Below are 20,420 nucleotides of genomic sequence, written 5' to 3'. Positions count from 1 at the left end.
CTATTTTGCTAAAACTCTTGAATCCCATCATAATGCTGACAGTTAAAATGAGATGACAGTAACTTCCAATTCGAAAAACATAGAAAAGATAATCTTTCCAGCGATTATCCTCATTTATTCGTGGATGTTCTGCGCCTTTAATAGCTATGCAGAGGAAAAAAAGCCGGAATTAAATCTGGTTGCTCCGGGACAACATCATCAAGATAATCAATTCAAGCAAAAACCGGCGCCCAAAACCTCAAATCCACCTCCGGCAAGCCCGAATTCTCCTCAGGCTCACCCCTCCACAGTTCCATTAGACCATGCGACGTCGTCACAAAAAGCCGATCTCGCACTGAGCGCCAGATTGACAGACAAAGGTACAGATATCACACGCGGTCTCATTTGGCGTATTTACGAACCGATTTATGGTGTCGATAACAAATTACCACTGGTCGCTTCTTCAGAGGGGGGAGACGCACATTTTACGCTCGATCCGGGTAGTTACATTGTGCATGTGTCTTTCGGACATGCCAGCGCTATGAGACGGGTAACTGTAACTACAGACCAAAAAATGTCTGAAATTCTGGTATTGAATGCTGGTGGACTAAAACTCAATGCGACGATGCCGGAAGGTAAGATCAACCCGCAATATTTACGTTTTTCGATTTATTCGGACGACAGCGAGAACGACGATACTGCATTGATTTTGGCTGATGTAAAACCCGGCAAAGTCATACGTTTGAAAGCCGGAGATTATCATATTGTTTCCAATTACGGATCGGCAAATGCGATTTCGCGCTCCGATATCAAAGTTGATGCCGGTAAAATTACCGAAGCAACGATGCAACATCATGCAGCCTTGATCACTTTGAAGCTTGTACGCCAGCAAGGGGGAGAAGCTTTGGCAGACACCAGTTGGTCAATCACCAACGATTCTGGTGATATTATCCGTGAGACGGTTGGCGCTTATGCTACACTGGTTCTTGCTGAAGGCGATTATATTGCTATCGCGAAAAATAAAGATCAAATCTATCAGAAAGAATTTTCCGTCACGTCCGGCCACGATCAGGATGTCGATGTGTTGACAACTGCACAACCTGTTGCACCTGTTGATGATTCAATGGATTGACAATTTTTAAATAACAGCAGTTTTCACGAAGCGGTTTGAATAACTAAAACCATCCGGGAATGGCTTTTCTTACTTATTTTCAGATGAAAAATATTATTGGATAGCATGTACTTGTTAAGTGCGTGGTCCATTTTTGTTTTTAAATTCAATATTGAAATTAATCGGTTCTCAGCAAAGCCAAGGCTTTCATTAATATTCTTGATCACTCGCGATCAATGTCTGAAAAATCTGGCAGATAAGCAGACTTATCTGCCAGACAACGGGTTAATTTCTATTCTTCTACGTTAGCCCGGCGAAGATCGGGAGGCGTTGCTTCCTCTTTCAGATCGGCGATAACTTTTGAAAGGGGCAGGGATATTTGTTCCTGACTTCCCAGTCGACGCATGTTGACTGAACCGTCTTCCGCCTCTCTTTTACCGCAAACCAGAATAACCGGTACTTTTTGTAATGAATGTTCACGAACTTTATAGTTGATTTTCTCGTTCCTGAGATCGGTTGTTGCTAACAAGCCGGCAGCTTTGAGCTTTTTGACGACCTGTTTTGCATAATCATCGGCTTCCGATGTGATCGTGGCAACCACGACCTGAAGAGGTGCGAACCATAAAGGCAAGTGGCCGGCATAGTTTTCAAGAAGAATACCGAGAAAGCGTTCCATAGATCCGCAAATAGCACGGTGTATCATGACCGGCTGGCGTTTCTCTGAATCTTTATCAATATAGAATGCGCCGAAACGTTCGGGAAGATTGAAGTCGACCTGCGTTGTTCCGCACTGCCATTCTCTGCCAATTGCATCCCTCAGAGTATATTCGAATTTTGGACCGTAAAATGCACCTTCACCAGGAAGAATGCCGGTTTTGATGCGGCCATTCGATTTTTCTTCGATCGTGCGCAAAACCTCTGACATGACGCTTTCGGCGTGATCCCATAATTCGTCGGAACCAACGCGTTTTTCAGGACGTGTGGACAACTTGACAGTGATCTCGTTAAAACCGAAATCGGCATAGGTACTTAAAATCAGATCGTTGATTTTCAAGCATTCGTCGGCAAGTTGTTCATCTGTACAAAAAATATGCGCGTCATCCTGAGTAAAACCACGAACGCGCATCAAACCATGTAATGAACCTGATGGTTCATAACGGTGAACAACGCCGAATTCGGCAAGTCTGATTGGCAATTCGCGATAAGATTTCAGCCCATGCTTGAAAATTTGCACGTGTCCTGGGCAATTCATGGGTTTCAAGGCATAAACGCGGTCGTCATCGGCATCATCGCCTGCCGGTGTAACCTTAAACATGTTTTCTTTGTACCAGCCCCAATGCCCCGATATTTCCCACAAGGATTTATCAAGTACCTGTGGAGCATTGACTTCCGAATATCCCTGATCATCAAGACGCCGACGCATATAACTTACGAGATTCTGGAACATTTTCCAGCCCTTGGCGTGCCAGAAAACGACGCCTGGACCCTCTTCCTGAAAATGGAAAAGATCCATCTCGCGTCCCAACCGACGATGATCACGCTTTTCGGCTTCCTCAAGCATGTGAAGATAGGCAGCAAGATCTTTTTCGTTGGCAAAGGCAGTTCCATAAATACGCGTCAACATCGGGTTATTGGAATCGCCTCTCCAATAAGCACCGGCGACTTTCATCAGTTTGAACGCGTTTCCGATCTGCCCTGTAGACTGCATATGTGGTCCGCGACAGAGATCAAACCATTCCCCCTGATGATAAATTTTTACGTCTTCATTTTCCGGAATTGCATCAACCAATTCAACTTTATAAAGCTCGCCTTTATCGGCAAAAATCTTCTTTGCCTTTTCACGCGGCAACACTTCTTTCGTGAATTTTGCGTTGCGCTTGATGATTTCATGCATCTTCTTTTCGATGACCGGCAAATCTTCAGGCGTAAAAGGTTGATTGCGGGCAAAGTCGTAGTAAAAGCCATTTTCGATAACCGGTCCAATGGTTACCTGAGTTCCCGGAAATAATTCCTGCACGGCTTCTGCCAGAACATGAGCACAATCATGGCGGATCAGCGCAAGCGCACGTGGATCGTCACGTGTGATAATTTCGATCGAGCCGGACTGGCCAAGCGGATCGGACATGTCGCGTAGAACATTGTCAAAGCTATAAGCAACAGCATTCTTTGCCAATGACTTTGAAATGGATTGAGCAAGCTCCAATCCGGTCATCTCTTCAGGATAATCGCGCTTCGAGCCATCAGGAAATGAGATAGAAACAGTGGAAGACATAAAATTACTCCTAGTCCAGTCCCGCCAACGAATGCGGGTGGGGGTGTCAATTGCTTTTGTCGGTTATAACAAAGCGGTTCAATGCCTGTCCTTTTAAGTTTTCTTTTTCTAAAAAGAAAGTCTATTCATGTCTCTTTGCAGCAATTTTCCAATAACGCCAAGGCATATACCAATGGCAAGCCGGGTCGAGACAAGTTGGTACCGGATCAAATCCGTGCGTGCCGAACGGGCCACAACGCATAATGCGGAATAGCCCCATCCACGATCCTGTCCATAATCCGTAACGAGCAATCGCCTCATAAGTATATTCCGAACATGTCGGTAGATGTCGACATTGGTTGCCAATAAAGCCCGAAAGGGTGAGTTGATAAAAGCGCACGAGACCGGTGCCGAGAAGCCTTCCCGGGGTTTTGCGCCAAGGCCCATCGTAATTACGGCTTCGAGACATTATCATTATGCCCATCTTTTTGGCGGGATTCGATCTGGTCTATACAGTCTACCACCGCATCAAATGTGAGCATAGTGGACGGTTGGCGGGCTTTATAATTCTTGATCGGTTCGAGGCAGGCGAAATCTGCAAATTTGCCTGTTGGAACCGGCCCGTTTTTAGTCAACATCTGCCAGACAGTCTCTCTGAGCGAACGCAGTTCATCAGCTTTGAGGCCGATAATGTGGCTTGCCATCAATGAGGAGGAGGCTTGCCCCAGAGCACATGCCCGCACGATATGCGCGAATCCCGTTACAACCCCGTTTTCCATATTGAGGTCAACAGTGACAGTTGATCCACAGATTCGGGAGTGTTTTTGTGCCGTAGCATCAGGCTGTGGGAGACGACCGATTTTGTCGATATGTGCCGCATAGCCGAGGATTTTGTCGTTATAAATTTCGTCAATCATATTTTGTTGCTCGAAAAAACAACCTGTTTTTTATGAACTTACTTTGATTCTCGATATATGTGTCTATATAGGAGTAGTCATGAAAACTACCAAGTTTTCTCTGCTGGTAAATTGGAGTTGAATAATGCAATCCGCTCAAAAAAACGCTACTGGTGCGGCTCATCAAACAAAAAACAAACGGCCTGGCCGTGAAGAGGCGGAAGCAGCTGTACGCACGTTGCTTCTTTGGGCGGGTGAAAATCCGGATAGGGAAGGTCTGGTCAATACTCCCAAGCGTGTTGTTAAAGCTTATGAAGAAATGTTTGCCGGTTATAACCAGTCGGCAGAAGAAATTCTTGGCACGGTGTTTGACGAAGTATCAGGCTATAATGATCCCGTTCTTATAAAGGATATTCCTTTCTATTCGCATTGTGAACATCACATGGTTCCGATCATCGGTAAAGCCCATATTGCTTATATGCCGGACGGCAGAGTGGTCGGATTATCAAAGATTCCCAGAGTCGTTGATGTCTATGCCAAACGTTTGCAAACTCAGGAAAGCATAACGGCAGAGGTAGCTGATGCGCTTTATCGTTACCTCAAACCGCGTGGAGTTGCTGTCCTTATCGAAGCTGAACATATGTGCATGGCAATGCGCGGAGTGAAAAAACAGGGATCAACAACTGTCACAGCGACTTATCGCGGTTTTTATAAAGATAATGTCGAAGCGCAGGTTAATTTTTTAAAAATGATACGCGGATTGTGATGACGGCGAGGGATGGAATTGTCTGAAGCGAAAAATAATCTGGAAGAGGGGGCAGAATTTTTACCCAAATTCGATTCAAAAGGTCTCGTTACCGCAGTCGTAACCGATGCGGAGAGTGACGGTTTGTTGATGGTCGCTTTTATGAATCAAGAAGCGCTGAAGCTCACACTTGAAACGGGAATTGCGCATTATTGGTCACGGTCCCGTCAAAAAATATGGAAAAAAGGCGAGAGCTCGGGAAACATACAGAAAATTGAAGAGATTCGTGTCGACTGTGATCAGGATGCATTGTGGTTGAAAGTTCGTGTTCTGGGAGCGGGTGCAACTTGTCATACAGGCCGTAAGAGTTGCTTTTATCGGCGTCTAAAGGTGAAAAATGGCGTTGCCCGCCTTGAAGTGGATTCGGAAAAGCCGCTTTTTAATCCGGCAGACGTATATCGGAGCTGAACTTATTTAAAGACCGAATGCGATAGAGACAAAGCGTTAAAACCGCTTTTCTTAACCGTGTTGTAACATAAATATTCACGTTTTTTGAAAAAAGGTCTTGTTTTGCTGCCGTCGATTTGTTAAATGCCGCCAGCCGGTTAATTACAGGCTTCTACCACGTGCGGTCGTGGCGGAATTGGTAGACGCGCAGCGTTGAGGTCGCTGTGGGGAAACCCGTGGAAGTTCGAGTCTTCTCGACCGCACCATTCTTGTTCCGATTGCGCTATTCATCTCCCGATTGAAACCTGTATTCGTCGGTGGACGGGGTATGAATTAATTTTTGTTAGAAACTCACTGTAAATGCTTTTAAAAGGGGCGAAATCCACCCCTTAGAAAGCCGTTGTTTTATTCTCCTACCCGAAATAGCGCTCAGGCATGATAAATACGGCTGATAACCAAGTGGGGATGGAATGAGTGGATTTGATACTTTCTTAATAATATTTGCCAATAAAAAATTCTGTCATAGATAAAGTTGAATAATCAGGAATATGAAATAGTCAGTAACAACGTTTTAGAAGCCATTGTGATCATTAGAAAAATTTTATTCGTTTTCCGGTTTAATAGAACAGATTGGTAGTGAACGGACTATCTACGGAACGACAGGACAATCCGATTTTTATTTTTTGTTCGCCCGTTAATCAATGAAGTTTGGTCGGCTTTTCTTTTATAAAAGGTAACTTTTCAAATGCAACTATGGATGATAATGTGACGCGCCAAACTTGGTTAGAAACGCATTCCTTTTTATCGGAATTAGAATGGAGACTGTTTGATGGCTGCAAAAGGTAAGGCAAAATGGGGTTGGATAGCGATCGCTGTGATTGCCATAGTTGCTGTCTATAGTGGCTTGAAAACCTACCTTCATCCGGGGTTGCCCGAAGGTATAGCTATGGGAAATGGTCGCATAGAGGCTACCGAAATTGATATTGCCTCGAAGCTTGCCGGGCGCATTCAGGATATTACCGTGAGAGAGGGCGATTTTGTCAATATTGGTGATGTTGTTGCCCATATGGATACTGAAAACTTGCAAGCGCAGTTACGTGAGGCGCAGGCACAGTTGAAACGGGCTGTTATCAATGTTGATACGGCTAAAATGGAAGTCGAGCAGCGCCAAGCCGAACAAGAGGCGGCCGAGGCAACAGTTGCGCAAAATGAAGTACAACGCGATAACTCCAATAGACGGTACCAACGTTCGGCTACATTGCAGCAAAAAGGTACTGTCTCTACCCAGGTTAGAGATGATGATCAGGCAACCTATGACGGCGCTCTTGCAGCCGTTGCGGCATCAAAAGCACAATTTGCTGCTGCAAAAGTAGCGGTTTCTACAGCCAAAGCAAATGTTGTGAATGCCGAAGCGGCTGTTGAAGCTGCCAAAGCAACGATTGAACGTATCCAATCCGACATTAACGATAGCGAATTGAAAGCAACAAGATCGGGGCGAATCCAATACCGTATTGCTCAGCCCGGCGAAGTTGTTGCAGCCGGAGGTCGGGTGCTTAATCTGGTAGATCTTGGCGATGTATATATGACGTTCTTTTTGCCTACAAAGACGGTAGGTAAGATTGCAATCGGTACGGAAGTGAGAATAGTGCTGGATGCCGCTCCGCAATATGTTATTCCTGCAAATATTTCGTTTGTTTCGGATGTTGCACAATTTACGCCGAAAACTGTCGAAACTGCCGAAGAGCGCGCAAAACTTATGTTCCGTGTTCGTGCGCAAATCCCACAAAATTTGTTGGAAAAATATATTAAACAGGTCAAAACTGGTTTGCCCGGCGTGGCTTATGTTAAAACTGACCCTAATGCAAAATGGCCGTCGATTGTTAGCACTCCTGTAGTTCAATGACAGAATCTTCCAAACTCTCAAAACCGGAAACAGATAGACCAGTCGTAAAATTATCTGGTGTCCGTCTGGTTTACGGTGAAAAGATAGCGCTAGACGGTATCGATCTTGAAGTGCCGACAGGAAAAATGATCGGCATGATAGGTCCGGACGGTGTCGGCAAGTCAAGTCTGTTGTCGCTGATTACCGGAGCACGCGAGATTCAGGACGGCACTGTTAACGTATTGGGCGGTGATATGCGTGATAAGCAGCACCGTCTTGATGTGTGTCCCGACATCGCCTACATGCCTCAAGGTTTGGGAAAAAATTTGTATCCGACTTTGTCGGTTCAGGAAAATGCCGATTTCTTTGCTCGACTTTTTGGACAAGAAAAAGAAGAACGGCAAGCACGTATTTCGGAATTGTGCCAAAGAACCGGACTTAACGGTTTCGAAGATCGTCCAGCCGGCAAGCTTTCGGGGGGTATGAAGCAAAAGCTTGGTCTTATTTGTTCACTTATTCATGACCCGAAACTTCTTGTTCTTGATGAACCGACAACAGGTGTTGACCCTCTTTCAAGACGTCAATTCTGGGACCTGATCGACGATATCCGCAAAGAACGGTCCGATATGAGCGTTATGGTCGCGACGGCTTACATGGAAGAAGCTGCGCGGTTTGATTGGCTGATTGCCATGTATGATGGCAAAATACTCGCCACAGGTACGCCGGATCAATTGCTTGAACAGACAAAGACCAAAAACCTTGATGAAGCTTTTATCGCTCTCATGCCGACGGAAGAACAGAAAGGCCACGTGGAAGTTGTTATTCCGCCTCGTCAAGAAACCGGAAATGAAGAAATAGCGATAGAAGCTGACGGCCTTACACAGCGTTTTGGCGATTTTACCGCAGTTGATCATGTAAGTTTCCGCATTAAAAAAGGCGAAATTTTCGGATTTCTAGGCTCTAATGGATGCGGCAAAAGCACGACAATGAAGATGTTGACGGGACTGCTTCCGGCAACAGAAGGCACCGCCAAATTGTTTGGACGACAAATCAATGCCAATGATATGGAGACGCGTCGTCACGTTGGATATATGAGTCAGGCGTTTTCACTTTACGCTGAATTGACGGTTCTTGAAAATCTGCAACTTCATGCAAAACTGTTTGAAATTCCGGAGGAAAAAGTCAAGGCACGTATGCAGGCAATGATTGACCGCTTCGAGCTTAAGGATGTACTCGATGCGATGCCGGATTCGTTGCCGCTTGGCATCAGACAACGTATGTCTCTGGCCGTTGCGTTGTTGCACGAGCCGGAAATTCTTATACTTGATGAACCGACCTCCGGTGTCGATCCTATTGCTCGTGACCAGTTGTGGCAGCAACTTGGCGAATTGTCGCGTAATGATAATGTTACCATTTTTATTACGACACACTTCATGAATGAAGCCGAGCGCTGTGACCGTATTTCTCTTATGCATGCCGGCAAAGTTTTGATTACCGATAAACCTTCGGAAATTGTAAAATCGAAAAATGCCGATACACTTGAGGAAGCTTTCATAGAATATCTGCAAGATGCTATAGATAAGCAGAATGCCGAGAAAAAAGCCAAAGTCGATGTATCTTCGAGTGTCAAAAACGAGGCAAGTGAAAAATCATCAGAAACGGACGTTAACAAACAAAAATCCGATGATAATGGAAATCCGGAGATTAAACGGTCGCATGGAAGCCGTTTTAAACGACGTTTCGATTTTATGCGGATGATGAGCTATGCCAACCGTGAAGCATTGGAATTGCGTCGCGATCCTATCCGCGCAACGATGGCTTTACTTGGCAGTGTCATTTTGATGTTCGTTATCGGCTATGGAATCAATACCGAAGTTGAAAATTTGACTTTTGCAGTGCTTGATCACGACCAATCGGTTATCAGTCGCGATTATGTCCAGCAGATTTCGGGATCCCGATATTTTATCCAGAAGAAAGATATTGTCGATTATGACGACCTTGATGCGCGTATGCGCTCGGGCGAAATAAGTCTCGCTATCGAAATACCACCCGAGTTCGGGAAAGATATGGAAAGGGGCCGCAATGTCGAGGTCGGTGCCTGGATTGACGGCGCAATGCCGCTACGTGCCGAAACAGTACGCGGTTATGTTCAAGGTATGCACGCCTTGTGGCTCCAGAATAAAGCTAAAACGCTACAGGGAAAAGCGGCCACTATGGGGGATTATCGCCTGGAAGTCAGATTCCTCTATAACCCCGGCATTGAAAGTCTTACTGCAATGGTGCCCGCTGTTATACCGATTTTGCTTTTAATTATTCCGGCCATGCTTGCAGCTTTATCCGTGGTGCGTGAAAAGGAAATGGGCTCCATCATCAATCTTTACGTTACACCGGTCACAAGGCTCGAATTCCTGGTTGGTAAACAACTGCCTTATATTGGGCTCGGACTTATCAATTGTATTTTACTGTGGCTGTTCGCCATTTTTATATTCAGGGTGCATTTTACGGGCGGCATTTTGACATTCATGTTGGCGGGTTTGCTTTATGTGGCATTTTCAACGGCTTTCGGATTGTTGATTTCAACCTTTATGAATAGCCAGATTGCCGCAATTTTTGGCGCTGCAGTCCTCACTATACTACCCGCAACACAATTTTGCGGATTGATGGATCCGGTGAGCTCCCTTCAAGGAGCCGGTCGATTGATCGGCGATATCTATCCGACGACATATTTTATTCTGATTTCACGTGGCACTTTTGCTAAAGCACTCCAGTTCCATGACCTTGTCGGTTCATTTATTCCGCTGATACTGGCAGGTCCGATTTTGGTCATCATAGCCTCGTGGCTTACTAAAAAACAGGCGAAGTAAAGTCATGAAGTTAAATCATATTCTGGATTTGGGAATTAAAGAATTGCTCGGCGTTTTCCGTGACCCGATGCTATTGGTCCTGATTGTCTACGCATTCACAATATCCATTTATATATCGGCTAATGCGACGCCTGAAACTTTGAACAAGACACCTATAGCAATTGTTGATGAAGATAGTTCACCTTTGTCAACACGCATTGCCACGGCATTTCTTCCGCCTTATTTCATTACGCCCGAAGATATAAACCAATCCGAACTTGATTCCCGCATGGATCAGGGGATTGATACATTCGCTGTTGATATTCCACCAAATTTTCAGCGTGATGTTCTTGCCGGCCGGTCTCCCGCAATACAGCTTGACGTTGATGCGACACGTACAACGCAGGCTCTCACCGGTTCACAATACATTCAGCAGATTGTCGACGCCGAAGTGAAAGAGTTCGTTTCGCACTACCGCACGAAAGAACCACAACAGGTTTCGCTTACCCTACGCGCACGTTTCAATCCCGAATTGGAAAAATCATGGTTCGGTTCGATTATCAATGTGATTGATAATGTGACAATGCTCTCCATCATTTTGACGGGGACTGCGCTTATCCGTGAACGCGAACATGGAACTGTCGAGCATCTTCTTGTTATGCCGGTCACACCGACCGAAATTATGATTTCGAAGGTATGGTCAATGGGGGCAATCGTTCTCGTTGCGGCAACGTTTTCGTTGGTCGTTATTGTGCAAGGCCTGCTAAAAGTACCGATCGAAGGGTCGGTTACGTTATTCCTTGCGGGAACCTGCCTACATCTGTTCGCCACCACGTCAATGGGCATTGCACTGGCAACGGTTGCTGGATCCATGCCACAATTCGGCCTTTTGCTTATGCTTGTTCTGATGCCATTACAAATCCTGTCAGGCGGCGTTACACCGCGTGAAAGTATGCCGGAATTTATACAGAATATCATGCTTGCAGCGCCGAATACGCATTTCATTATGATGGCTCAATCAATTCTTTATCGTGGAGCCGGTTTTTCGGTTGTTTGGGTAAATTTTGCTGCTTTGGCAGTGATAGGTTCTGTACTATTTGTCTTCTCGCTCAATCGTTTCAGGGCTACACTTAAATGAGAATAAAACTACTGGGTCGATATATAGCGTTTTGCGTTTGTCTGATCGCCCTTACAAATTGTGGTGGCCCCCGTGCTGTTTTATGGCACGGAAAAAATGCTACACCGGCAACTGTTGCAGCTCAAAATGCCGCTATTCACAAACCTGGCCAACCCAAGGCAGTGGTTCCTGTCTATGTTGCAACGAGCAGACAAGCACAAGATGATTATTCCGAACCTTTTGGCACAAAGAGGTCGAAAAACCTGAATTACGCACGTGTTGATGTGGGTATACCACAAGAACACAAAAAAGGATTGGTTGAAACAAACGGTTATAAGCCCGATTTGAAAAAGTATTTTTCTGCGGTTAATATGGTTAAATATAATGGCCGCGAGGAATTCAAGAAAGAGCTCAATAAAGCGCTTGATCAGAAACCTAAAGGAAAGCGCGAGATATTTCTTTTTATCCATGGCTACAACAACAATTTTGCCGATAGTACCTTTAGAGCAGCGCAATTCTCTTACGACTATTCATTAAAAGCGGTTACCGTGCATTATTCATGGCCTTCGGGCGGCTCTATCCCGCTTTATGTCTATGACCGTGACAGTGCGGATTTTGCACGTGACGGGCTTGCCGATCTTCTGACATTGCTCAGTGAAACGGATGCCAACGAGATTACTGTTGTCGCTCATTCCATGGGAAATTACGTAACAATGGAGGCGTTACGTAGCCTTTCGCTTCAAGGTAAACGTTATCCGATCGACAGAATATCAAGTTTCCTTATGGCCGCGCCGGACATTGATGTCGACGTTTTCGAGCGTCAGCTCAAGGATGTTAAAAAAATGCCACAACCCACAGCAGTGCTTGTTTCGCGTAAAGACAAGGCGTTAGCAGTGTCCGGTCGTCTGGTTGGTGGGCACGCTCGTGTCGGAGATGGTTCAAGTATACCGTTATTACAAAAAAACGGTATTGCGGTTCTGGATTTGTCCGATGTTGACGGTGGTGCACATAATGTGTTTGCTTCTTCTCCAACGCTCATGGCTCTTGCCCATGATGGTTCGCTTTCGACGTCTATGATGAAAGAAACGAGCGAGACAAACGGGCAGCGCATGATGGACGATAGTGGAAACATCTTGCGCGGCACAACCAATCTTATTTTCTACACTCCGGCGAGAATAATTTCGGCTGTAAGTCAGGATTAAGGTCGTGCAGGGTTGAAAACCCGGCACAATGATCAAAAATAGATGCTAGAGGTTTCGTTGGAGTGCAATCTTGCAGGTTGATTAAGGTGTTTTTAAAAATATACCGGTTGCTTTCACTTGCTTTCGTTCTAACAATCGCCACCTCTCTTGTAGCGCATTCAGCTTATGCGATTGATAGAGATGCTTTCGTTAATCGTTTTTCGGAAGCTTTCGGAAAATCTGTGACGGTTTCCTATGGCGCAGTCCTTGGTGATGGCGATCATGTTATACTTGATAATGTGCGGGTAACGGGTACGCCGATTTCACCGGCTTCATCACTGGGTAAAGTCGAATTTTCAGGTATCAAGCAAGAAGACCATGGTGGTTTTTCAGTAGATAAAGTGGCGATACCGCAAATTTCATACGTTTACGAAGGTAACACAATCAAAGTTGCCGATGTAAGCTTTAACAATGTAATACTGCCCCCGAACAAGGGCATTTATAACCAGAACATCGGTTTCCGGTACCAGAACGGGCGATTCAGCAAGTTAGAGTTGCAAGACAATTCCAAAAAACGTTTGGCGTTGCTCGAAAAAGGCTCTGTTTCTCTTCGCCCCTCTATTCGTGAAAATCCTGTTGATTTTACAATCAATATTCAGAAAATAACCGTTTTTGTTGACAATTTTCCGGATGGCTCGACCAGAAAAGACTTTATTGCGATGGGCTATAAAAATGCGACCGGACGATTGGACATCTCCGGAGCATATGGCGGTTATCTTGCTATGATGGATTTGAAACATTTCCATCTTGTGCTTGATAAAGGTGGGGTGCTCGACGTCAGCCTGAAAATGGATGGTATGACACTTGACTCACTGTTAACCGTTGTGACACTTCAACGCGAAAATGAACGCGGCCATATCAAGTCTAGCCAAATGTGGCTTGGTATGCTTGCTCAGGTTCAGCGTTATAATTTTTATGGTGGTAAATTAAAGTTTGAAGACCGCTCCATTACCCAAAAGCTTGTTAATACCGAAGCAAAGAGAATGGGAATAAGTGCTGATGCGCTTAAAGCAAAATGGAAAACGGGTCTTCCTGGCTGGCTTTCATTTGCAAAGGACACCAATTTTGAAAATGAAGCCCAAAAAGCCGTAACAGCTTATCTGGACATGCCTCGTTCATTGAAAATTTCATCCACTCCGATGGATAAATTACCCGTCATTATGCTTGCCATATCAGGAAAGCTTAGTCCGAAAGAATTCGTGCGCGAGCTTAACCTTGCAATTTCGGCAAATAAATAGCCCGAAATTGGCACATAGACCATCATACTATTGACGGTCTAAGGCTTAGGTAATTCGTGTTTTTCTCTTTTGACACCAAGCCGGAGCCAATTTTATATCACAAAGTGTGTCAGCTTTCTTCATTGAAATAGACGGTTGTTGACTGAAGACGTAAATGAATCCGAGAAAATTTCTATCGTTATTGAACGTCGGCTGTTTTTGATCACGAATATTTTTTGAAAATAAATAGCGCGATAATTCAACAGTGAGCGAGCAATTCAAGCATGCAAATTTTTTGAACAATGAAAATTCAAAACCTTTACAGAAGATGGATTTTATTGATTACGTGCTCAACTTATGTTTTTCGCTAACAATGCATTTGCCGAGTTATTCTTAAACCGGAAACCATTAATGATTTAGATTCCGGCAGAAACGCTCAATCCTATCTGATCAATATAGTTGTAAGAGGAAAATTGGTGGAGCTAAGCGGAATCGAACCGCTGGCCTCTTGCGTGCGATGCAAGCGCTCTCCCAGCTGAGCTATAGCCCCTTGGCGAATGGAACGTCCATTACATTGTAGGCGGTATTAAAGTGCAACGCCTAGAAGATCAAGAGCGTTTTTCAATTCAGTTAAATTATCGCCTTAATTCTTTAAAAACAAACAAAAAAGGAGGCGAAATTCGCCTCCTTTTACTTTTATTGCATTCAGCCTGCTTTACGTGGCTCAACGAAGACTTCAACCGGGGGAAGTGTACCGGTGAATTTTTCGATTTCTACCACGGCAGTTTGACCGCAGTTCGCCTGAGCCAATTTTGAAGTCGATACACTGGTTGTCAAGTTATTAACGTCGCCATATCGACAGAGCGAATGAGGCTCTCTCGGATTTACCGGATCATACCAGCCGCCTTCATTGATACGGATAACACCGGGGCGGATAACATCGGTTACTTTGATGCCGACCAAAATCTGTCCACGATCATTATAGGCACGAGCAATGTCACCATCTTTCAAACCACGTGCTTCTGCATCTTTCGGGTTGATCCAGCATGGTTCGCGTCCACCGATTGCATATTTCTCTCTCAATTTGGTGCCGCACAATTGTGAGTGCAAGCGATAAATCGGGTGATTGGATGCAATGTGCAGCGGATATTTGGTTGTCGGTCCGTCAAGACGTTCAATCGGCTCCATCCAGGTGGGGTGGGGCGGGCAATCGTCATAATGCATCTTCTCGATGTTGAGCGAGTAGATTTCGATTTTTCCGGAAGGTGTGCCCAAAGCATTGAGCAGCGGATCTTCACGGAAATCGGCATAACGGACAAACTGTTTTTGTGCTTCCTTTACAGGAAAACCGAGTGCTTCTTCACTTTGCCAAAAAGTGTCGAATACGGGCATTTCCATTCCCTTGGCACGAGATTCCAGACGGGCTGATTCATAGAAGCTCTTGATCCAGTCCATTTCGTTCATGCCTTCAGTGTATTCTTCACGTTTACCAAGACGTTCACAGATATCGCTAAAAATATCGAAGTCGGAACGTGCTTCATACATCGGTTCGACAAGTTTCTTCATCGGAACAATATGGCTTAACGCATAGTCACCCAATTGTTCGATGTCGTTGCGTTCATAGGAAGTTGTTACCGGCAAAACGATGTCGGCGTGACGTGCCGAGGCAGTCCATTGGAAATCATGAACAACAAATGTATCCAGTTTTTTCCAAGCCTCGACCATTTCATTGCGGTCCTGCTGGTGCGAGAACGGATTGCCACCAGCCCAATAGACCATATGAATTTCCGGCAGAACAATGTCCGACCCGTTATACTTTATGGTTCTGCCAGGGTGAAGCAGCGCTTCCACAAGGCGACAAACCGGAATGGAATTGGATTTAGGTTGGCAAGCAGATTCGGTAGAGCCGGGGTGACAACCGGCAGGCAAATCTGTTACGGGAGCTGCAGGTCCATCGGTAATACCACCGAGAATTGGACTCGTAGCCGTTGGTGAACCACCACTGCAGTAGTGGTAGGAAAAGCCGAATCCGCCTCCAGGTAAACCAATTTGTCCAAGCATCGAGCAGAGGGTGACCAACATCCAGTGGGATTGTTCACCATGGTGTTGACGCTGGATAGACCAACCGGCGGCAATCATTGTGCGGTTCTTAGCAAAATCCCGAGCAAGCTGTTTAATTATGTCGGCATCAATGCCGCAAATTTTCGAAGCCCATTCGGCGGTTTTCGGAGTTCCATCTTCCTTTCCAATTAGATAGGCAAGGAACTTGTCAAAACCGACGGTATACTTTTTCAGAAACTCTTCATCGTGAAGTTTTTCCGCATAAAGTGTGTGGGCAATACCGAGCATCATGGCAACATCGGTTTGCGGGCGGGGAGCTAGCCACTCGCCGTCAAGATATTGACAGGTTTCCGTTTTGATCGGATCAATACAGATAACGCGAATGCCAGCTTTCTTGACCTCTTCGAGACCAACAAATGCGCCATGGTCAGCAATCAACCAACCAATCTGGTCTGTATTCACAGGATTACATCCCCAGAATACAAGTGTCTTTGTGTTGTCACGTACAACGTCCCATGATGTACATTGTTCATAGACTTCCAAAGATCCGACAACATGGGGCAAAATAACCTGAGCAGCACCGGTTGAATAATCGCCGAGCGAGTTTACAAAACCGCCAGTTGTCTTCAACATTCTGCGCAACAATGTTCGGCAATTGTGGAACTTGCCAACACTTTTCCAGCCGTATGAACCGCCGAAAATTCCGTTTGAGCCATATTTCTTACGAACGCGGGTTAATTCGCCGGCAACAAGATCAATGGCCTTATCCCAGCTTACACGGACAAAGTCACCGGTTCCACGCCCTTCAGGGTCGGCGCCGGGACCTTTTTCCAACCAGGCACGACGGACCATCGGATATTTAATGCGCGAAGGTGAATAGATCGAATCCATCATACCTTCCAACATCGGCGTCGGATGAGGGTCATGTTCCCATGGTGTCACTTCAACCAGGCGTCCGTGGTCAACACGTCCCCGGAAAACGCCCCAGTGACTGCCGGACATAGTCAATTTGGAGGCTGATTGAGCCTGTGCACCGCGGCTGAGAAGCGAACCGCTCGCGGCACCGACCATGGTCAACATAGCACTACTTTTGAGAAATGAACGGCGGTTCATTTCCGGTAGGGTAATTTTTGTTTTGTCGAATGACATAGCATTCTCCTAGTGTTTAATGTTGTCTTGGTTGCCAAAGAGGCGACTGAAAGACGAAAGATAAATAATAAGCAACTCGACCAAATGGGTATAAAGGCTATGACTAGCCACTTTACCCAATGCAGCATGCATTTCGGGAAGCCATGAAGCCAGACGAGATGTCATGTTGCGAATGGCGTCTTGATCATGTTGACGGAAAGCTTCAGCCAAAGCGGCCAATTCCAGAGCAATATGATCGGCCGGTTCTTTGCAAGATGCAGCAACCGAAACATCAAGTCTCGTCAATACATCCAGCATTTCGACATATGGGGCCTGGAATAATCTTCCGTTTTCATCCCGATAGTAACTTTCATAGGGAGGAACAGAGAGCGGTCCAAGAGCTCCGTCAAACAAACTTATATATTGTTGCGAAATCAAATGATTGAGCTCTTCCGGAGAATGATTGCGGAAATAATCCGCAATCATTGTGGTTAACTCCGTAGCTTTGAGCTCTTCACCGAATTCTTCCAGAAAAGTCATAACGGGAAGCGAACTACATTCTTCAAGCAATTCGATCTTCGGCGGGGCGATGAATAAACGGGCGAACCAATCGATTATTGTCGCTTGAGCCTGATCTTCCCGAGAATTCGGTTGCTTGTTTCCGCTATATGACGTTTCTGATTGAACAACAGCCATCAGTGTACCTCTTGACCGTCATTGACATCTTTCGAATGGTTCTGGAGATAGCTCAAGAGCAAACGATATTGGTCAGGTGTCAAAGACGTATAACGTTTCATTGCATTCAGGTTACCGATCCACTGATTGGCCAGCAAATGGCCGGATTCAGGGAGTGAATGGCAAACGCTACAGGTTGCACTGAAGAGATCGGATGTGTATGACCACATGTCGCCGATTGAAACATTGACATCCTTATCGCTTGTCCACAATTCGAGACTTACAGGATACCAGGTTTGTTTGGTTTCCTCATCAACAACTGCTTTGCCAAGTTTATAGGAGGCCATGGCCTTGTCGCCCAACACGGCATACATAATGCGTTGACCTTTCAGCGCATAGACTACCGAGGGAGCACCATCCATTTGCCAACCGTCGAGACGAACTTTCAACTTATCGCCTTTGTGGTCAAGAACTGCGAGCTTGGCTGCTGCCAGTAACTTGCCATCCTCGTCACCTGAACCGTTTTCATCGATGTAAAACGGTTTTGTATAGACAGTATAAACTGTGTCTGCACCTTTAACCGCATTATCCGATGACGTTGGCAAAGTAACGTCGAGTTTGTTTGTTGTGGGCAACATTACAAGCTTCGAAGTATGGTTTGACTTCGGCTGTCCGGGAGCGGGCAGATCGACGCCTGGCAAGGTTTTGATATAGGCGGCCATCGCACGAAGATCTTCGTCAGGAAGTTGCTTCGTATTTTTGATGACTTCCGCCATATCGCCGCCAGCGACCTTGTTAATCGGGCTTTTGCCGGTCTTCAAATAATTGAAGATAGAATTTTCAGCCCAGAATTTGATGCCGGTATCGTCCTGACTGATATTCGGGAAATGACCGTTGCCATCCGGAGTAGCACCACCGCCATAACGCAGATTGCTTTTTATCACGCCTATAAAATTTCGTGTGGAGTGACATTCGGCACAGTGACCGGCTCCTTCAACAAGGTAACGTCCGCGTTCAAGCAGTGCTTCTTCATCTTTGGTGTCTTTTGTGTCTGTCGTCGGTGTGACGGCCATGGGTGACAGTGCTTTACCGTCAAGAAATGCCAAACGCCACACACCAATGCCGCGACGCATATTGAACGGGAATTTCAAATCATGATCAGGTGCAACACCTGATACCGGTTCGAGCGATTTGATGTAGGCAAAAAGATCACGAACATCATTTGCTGTCAAACGCTGATATGATGTGTAAGGGAAGGCCGGATAAAGGTTTTGTCCATCGGGCATGATACCATTCGGCCCTACACCTTCGCGTACTGCTTTAGTGAACTCGGCAAGTGTCCAATTACCAATGCCGTCCTTTTTATCCGACGAAATATTAGGCATATAAAAACGCCCGAATTCTGTGTCCAATGCACGCCCACCACCAAGCTTTAGCGGGTTATCCTGATTGGGCGAAGCATGACAGGTCGAGCAATCACTGGCAACAAATACAACGCGACCATTTTCCAGATCAGGCGCGGTATTATCAGCAACGTCTCGAGTGGGATGAGTAAGTGACCAAGTGATCGGGGAGGTAAGAACAAAAAAACCTACGATCCCTATAACAACAAGGACCAAAAACCATCGGGTTAGCCGTTTCATATTTTTGGCATCCTTCTATGCAATTTTATTCCAATTTTCTTTGTCGACATTTTTCTCCTGTTTCTACCTCCGCAACAGGAATGCCTTCGGGTTGAAGTTAAAATTAAACGCGACAAACCATTTATAGTTGCGAAATATCACTATTTCGTGACAGAAAAAATATTTTTGGAAAAACCGAAAAAAAGGAAAATCTACTGGAAAAACAGCAAGTTGAAGGTTGATATTTATCAAATAGTGATAAATAGGCCACTTTCTGTTCCTATTTTGAAACAGCCTCCGTTAAAAAACTAGCCAAATAAATAACATGATAGATTAAGACAGGTTTTAAAAAACAGTAATCGAGAAGAAGCGATTCCGTTTAAATTTCAGTGATGGTTGCCTCTGCCGTTTCAAGATATTGGTTGCGGCCATTCACGATGACACTTTGGAAGCACCGCCATGCTGTCAAAAAATTGACCGGTTTTTTGTATTTTAGATTAAGGAAATACAGGTTAATCGATTTGGTGGCCGAATAATCGCATTGGTTTTTCGCTCGTTAGGCTCATATCGTCTCAAAAGAAAAAACGGCATCATACACCGGATATTCTGTGATTGAACTTTCCACTCCTCATCAGACTTAAGTGATCGCACATGTAAGAGATGTAACTATTGATTGGACATTCTGTGATTTTCGCAAACCGGAAAGCAGAGTTGTTCCGAACATGGATAAAATTATGGCAATGATTTTGTTGGAAATGTCCGTTCTCGTTTTTTATTGGCAAAAAAACGGTATTTTACTGAAATTTCCAATACGGTGAAAATAGATAAGGATATAATAATTTAATTATTTTAACAGATATTATGAGTTTAATTAAGATAAAACTATAATAAATGACAAGTAAATATTTTTAATTTCTGATTTTTATTTATATGAAAGCTGTCGAACGTTTTTCGTTATCAATACTAAAAATAAAACAACTTCGAAACTATGCAGAGTCATTCAATAAAATATGTCATAATGTTTTCATCATGTTTAATTCGACGGACGTAAAAAGTTATATTCTTTAACAAACATATATCAATTCATCGAGACAAAAATTCCGACAACATATCGTAAAATTAGCTTGTTATTTGTCATATGATGTGAAAAATGGGCTCACTCGACTATATTTATATGTGCTAATATGAAACAGTAGAGTGCATAA

The 20,420-nt window shown here is 44.9% G+C and carries 14 protein-coding genes and 2 tRNA genes; 9 read left to right on the top strand and 7 right to left on the bottom strand.

All coding sequences use genetic code 11. From position 1 onward, the window contains the following. The first annotated feature begins 52 nt into the window (after positions 1 to 52). Positions 53 to 1,111 carry a hypothetical protein gene (locus H3S82_RS07300; protein ID WP_198232012.1) on the top strand — a complete coding sequence of 353 codons (1,059 nt, stop codon included), beginning with the start codon at positions 53 to 55 and terminating at the stop codon, positions 1,109 to 1,111. Positions 1,112 to 1,382: 271 nt separating this feature from the next. On the opposite strand, the gene thrS is transcribed toward H3S82_RS07300, so the two are convergent. The 3 genes from thrS to H3S82_RS07285 all read right to left on the bottom strand — a co-directional run bounded on the left by thrS (position 1,383) and on the right by H3S82_RS07285 (position 4,258). Beyond that, a complete protein-coding gene (gene thrS, locus H3S82_RS07295) occupies positions 1,383 to 3,362 on the bottom strand; it encodes a threonine--tRNA ligase (protein WP_198232013.1) in 1,980 nt (659 codons plus the stop codon). A gap of 121 nt (positions 3,363 to 3,483) precedes the next feature. Continuing rightward, entirely contained in the window at positions 3,484 to 3,810 is a 327-nt protein-coding gene (yidD, locus tag H3S82_RS07290) for a membrane protein insertion efficiency factor YidD (RefSeq protein WP_369458820.1), read from the bottom strand. Further along, positions 3,794 to 4,258, bottom strand: coding sequence for an iron-sulfur cluster assembly scaffold protein (locus H3S82_RS07285; RefSeq protein ID WP_078039556.1), 465 nt, complete (start codon positions 4,256 to 4,258; stop codon positions 3,794 to 3,796). The genes yidD and H3S82_RS07285 overlap by 17 nt, the downstream gene beginning before the upstream one ends. 124 nt (positions 4,259 to 4,382) lie before the next feature. Between H3S82_RS07285 and folE the strand changes: the two genes are divergently transcribed. The 8 genes from folE (at position 4,383) to H3S82_RS07245 (ending at position 13,750) form a co-directional block, all read left to right on the top strand. Further along, the gene (gene folE, locus H3S82_RS07280; RefSeq protein WP_077971581.1) at positions 4,383 to 5,003 is read left to right on the top strand and encodes a GTP cyclohydrolase I FolE; all 621 of its coding nucleotides are present in this window, start codon (positions 4,383 to 4,385) and stop codon (positions 5,001 to 5,003) included. A gap of 12 nt (positions 5,004 to 5,015) precedes the next feature. Further along, positions 5,016 to 5,450 (top strand): phosphoribosyl-AMP cyclohydrolase, encoded by a 435-nt coding sequence (hisI, locus tag H3S82_RS07275; RefSeq protein WP_198232015.1) that lies wholly within the window; start codon positions 5,016 to 5,018, stop codon positions 5,448 to 5,450. Between the two features lie 160 nt (positions 5,451 to 5,610). Continuing rightward, a tRNA-Leu gene (locus H3S82_RS07270) sits at positions 5,611 to 5,695 on the top strand. Between the two features lie 563 nt (positions 5,696 to 6,258). Then, positions 6,259 to 7,332 (top strand): HlyD family secretion protein, encoded by a 1,074-nt coding sequence (locus H3S82_RS07265; RefSeq protein ID WP_198232016.1) that lies wholly within the window; start codon positions 6,259 to 6,261, stop codon positions 7,330 to 7,332. Next, the gene (gene rbbA / locus H3S82_RS07260; protein ID WP_198232017.1) at positions 7,329 to 10,175 is read left to right on the top strand and encodes a ribosome-associated ATPase/putative transporter RbbA; all 2,847 of its coding nucleotides are present in this window, start codon (positions 7,329 to 7,331) and stop codon (positions 10,173 to 10,175) included. The genes H3S82_RS07265 and rbbA overlap by 4 nt, the downstream gene beginning before the upstream one ends. A 4-nt stretch (positions 10,176 to 10,179) precedes the next feature. After that, positions 10,180 to 11,292 (top strand): ABC transporter permease, encoded by a 1,113-nt coding sequence (locus H3S82_RS07255; RefSeq protein ID WP_198232018.1) that lies wholly within the window; start codon positions 10,180 to 10,182, stop codon positions 11,290 to 11,292. Beyond that, complete coding sequence (locus H3S82_RS07250; protein ID WP_198232019.1) at positions 11,289 to 12,473, top strand: alpha/beta hydrolase; 1,185 nt, start codon at positions 11,289 to 11,291, stop codon at positions 12,471 to 12,473. Before H3S82_RS07255 ends, H3S82_RS07250 begins: the two co-directional genes overlap by 4 nt. 86 nt (positions 12,474 to 12,559) lie before the next feature. Then, positions 12,560 to 13,750 carry a hypothetical protein gene (locus H3S82_RS07245; RefSeq protein ID WP_198232020.1) on the top strand — a complete coding sequence of 397 codons (1,191 nt, stop codon included), beginning with the start codon at positions 12,560 to 12,562 and terminating at the stop codon, positions 13,748 to 13,750. A gap of 453 nt (positions 13,751 to 14,203) precedes the next feature. Here H3S82_RS07245 and H3S82_RS07240 read toward each other — a convergent pair. From H3S82_RS07240 to H3S82_RS07225, 4 genes are all read right to left on the bottom strand, one after another. After that, positions 14,204 to 14,279 (bottom strand) — tRNA-Ala (locus H3S82_RS07240). A 155-nt stretch (positions 14,280 to 14,434) separates the two neighbouring features. Beyond that, positions 14,435 to 16,939: a trimethylamine-N-oxide reductase TorA gene (torA, locus tag H3S82_RS07235; protein WP_198232021.1), complete on the bottom strand. Its 2,505-nt coding sequence runs from the start codon at positions 16,937 to 16,939 to the stop codon at positions 14,435 to 14,437. Positions 16,940 to 16,948: 9 nt separating this feature from the next. Continuing rightward, entirely contained in the window at positions 16,949 to 17,614 is a 666-nt protein-coding gene (locus H3S82_RS07230) for a molecular chaperone (protein WP_198232022.1), read from the bottom strand. Beyond that, positions 17,614 to 19,236, bottom strand: a complete 1,623-nt coding sequence (locus H3S82_RS07225) for a c-type cytochrome (protein WP_198232023.1) — start codon at positions 19,234 to 19,236, stop codon at positions 17,614 to 17,616. The genes H3S82_RS07230 and H3S82_RS07225 overlap by 1 nt, the downstream gene beginning before the upstream one ends. Positions 19,237 to 20,420: the final 1,184 nt, after the last annotated feature.

The sequence above is a fragment of the Bartonella sp. M0192 genome, from assembly GCF_016102305.1.
Classification (GTDB): Bacteria; Pseudomonadota; Alphaproteobacteria; order Rhizobiales; family Rhizobiaceae; genus Bartonella; species Bartonella apihabitans.
Note: the sequence above shows the minus strand (reverse complement) of the source record. Positions and strands in the feature narration are given on the sequence as shown.

Excerpts from the sequence above, each read along its gene's own strand:
- H3S82_RS07300 (WP_198232012.1), top strand. The coding sequence starts at position 53 with ATGACAGTAACTTCCAATTCGAAAAACATAGAAAAGATAATCTTTCCA.
- thrS (WP_198232013.1), bottom strand. The coding sequence starts at position 3,362 with ATGTCTTCCACTGTTTCTATCTCATTTCCTGATGGCTCGAAGCGCGAT.
- yidD (WP_369458820.1), bottom strand. The coding sequence starts at position 3,810 with ATGTCTCGAAGCCGTAATTACGATGGGCCTTGGCGCAAAACCCCGGGA.
- H3S82_RS07285 (WP_078039556.1), bottom strand. The coding sequence starts at position 4,258 with ATGATTGACGAAATTTATAACGACAAAATCCTCGGCTATGCGGCACAT.
- folE (WP_077971581.1), top strand. The coding sequence starts at position 4,383 with ATGCAATCCGCTCAAAAAAACGCTACTGGTGCGGCTCATCAAACAAAA.
- hisI (WP_198232015.1), top strand. The coding sequence starts at position 5,016 with ATGGAATTGTCTGAAGCGAAAAATAATCTGGAAGAGGGGGCAGAATTT.
- H3S82_RS07265 (WP_198232016.1), top strand. The coding sequence starts at position 6,259 with ATGGCTGCAAAAGGTAAGGCAAAATGGGGTTGGATAGCGATCGCTGTG.
- rbbA (WP_198232017.1), top strand. The coding sequence starts at position 7,329 with ATGACAGAATCTTCCAAACTCTCAAAACCGGAAACAGATAGACCAGTC.
- H3S82_RS07255 (WP_198232018.1), top strand. The coding sequence starts at position 10,180 with ATGAAGTTAAATCATATTCTGGATTTGGGAATTAAAGAATTGCTCGGC.
- H3S82_RS07250 (WP_198232019.1), top strand. The coding sequence starts at position 11,289 with ATGAGAATAAAACTACTGGGTCGATATATAGCGTTTTGCGTTTGTCTG.
- torA (WP_198232021.1), bottom strand. The coding sequence starts at position 16,939 with ATGTCATTCGACAAAACAAAAATTACCCTACCGGAAATGAACCGCCGT.
- H3S82_RS07230 (WP_198232022.1), bottom strand. The coding sequence starts at position 17,614 with ATGGCTGTTGTTCAATCAGAAACGTCATATAGCGGAAACAAGCAACCG.
- H3S82_RS07225 (WP_198232023.1), bottom strand. The coding sequence starts at position 19,236 with ATGAAACGGCTAACCCGATGGTTTTTGGTCCTTGTTGTTATAGGGATC.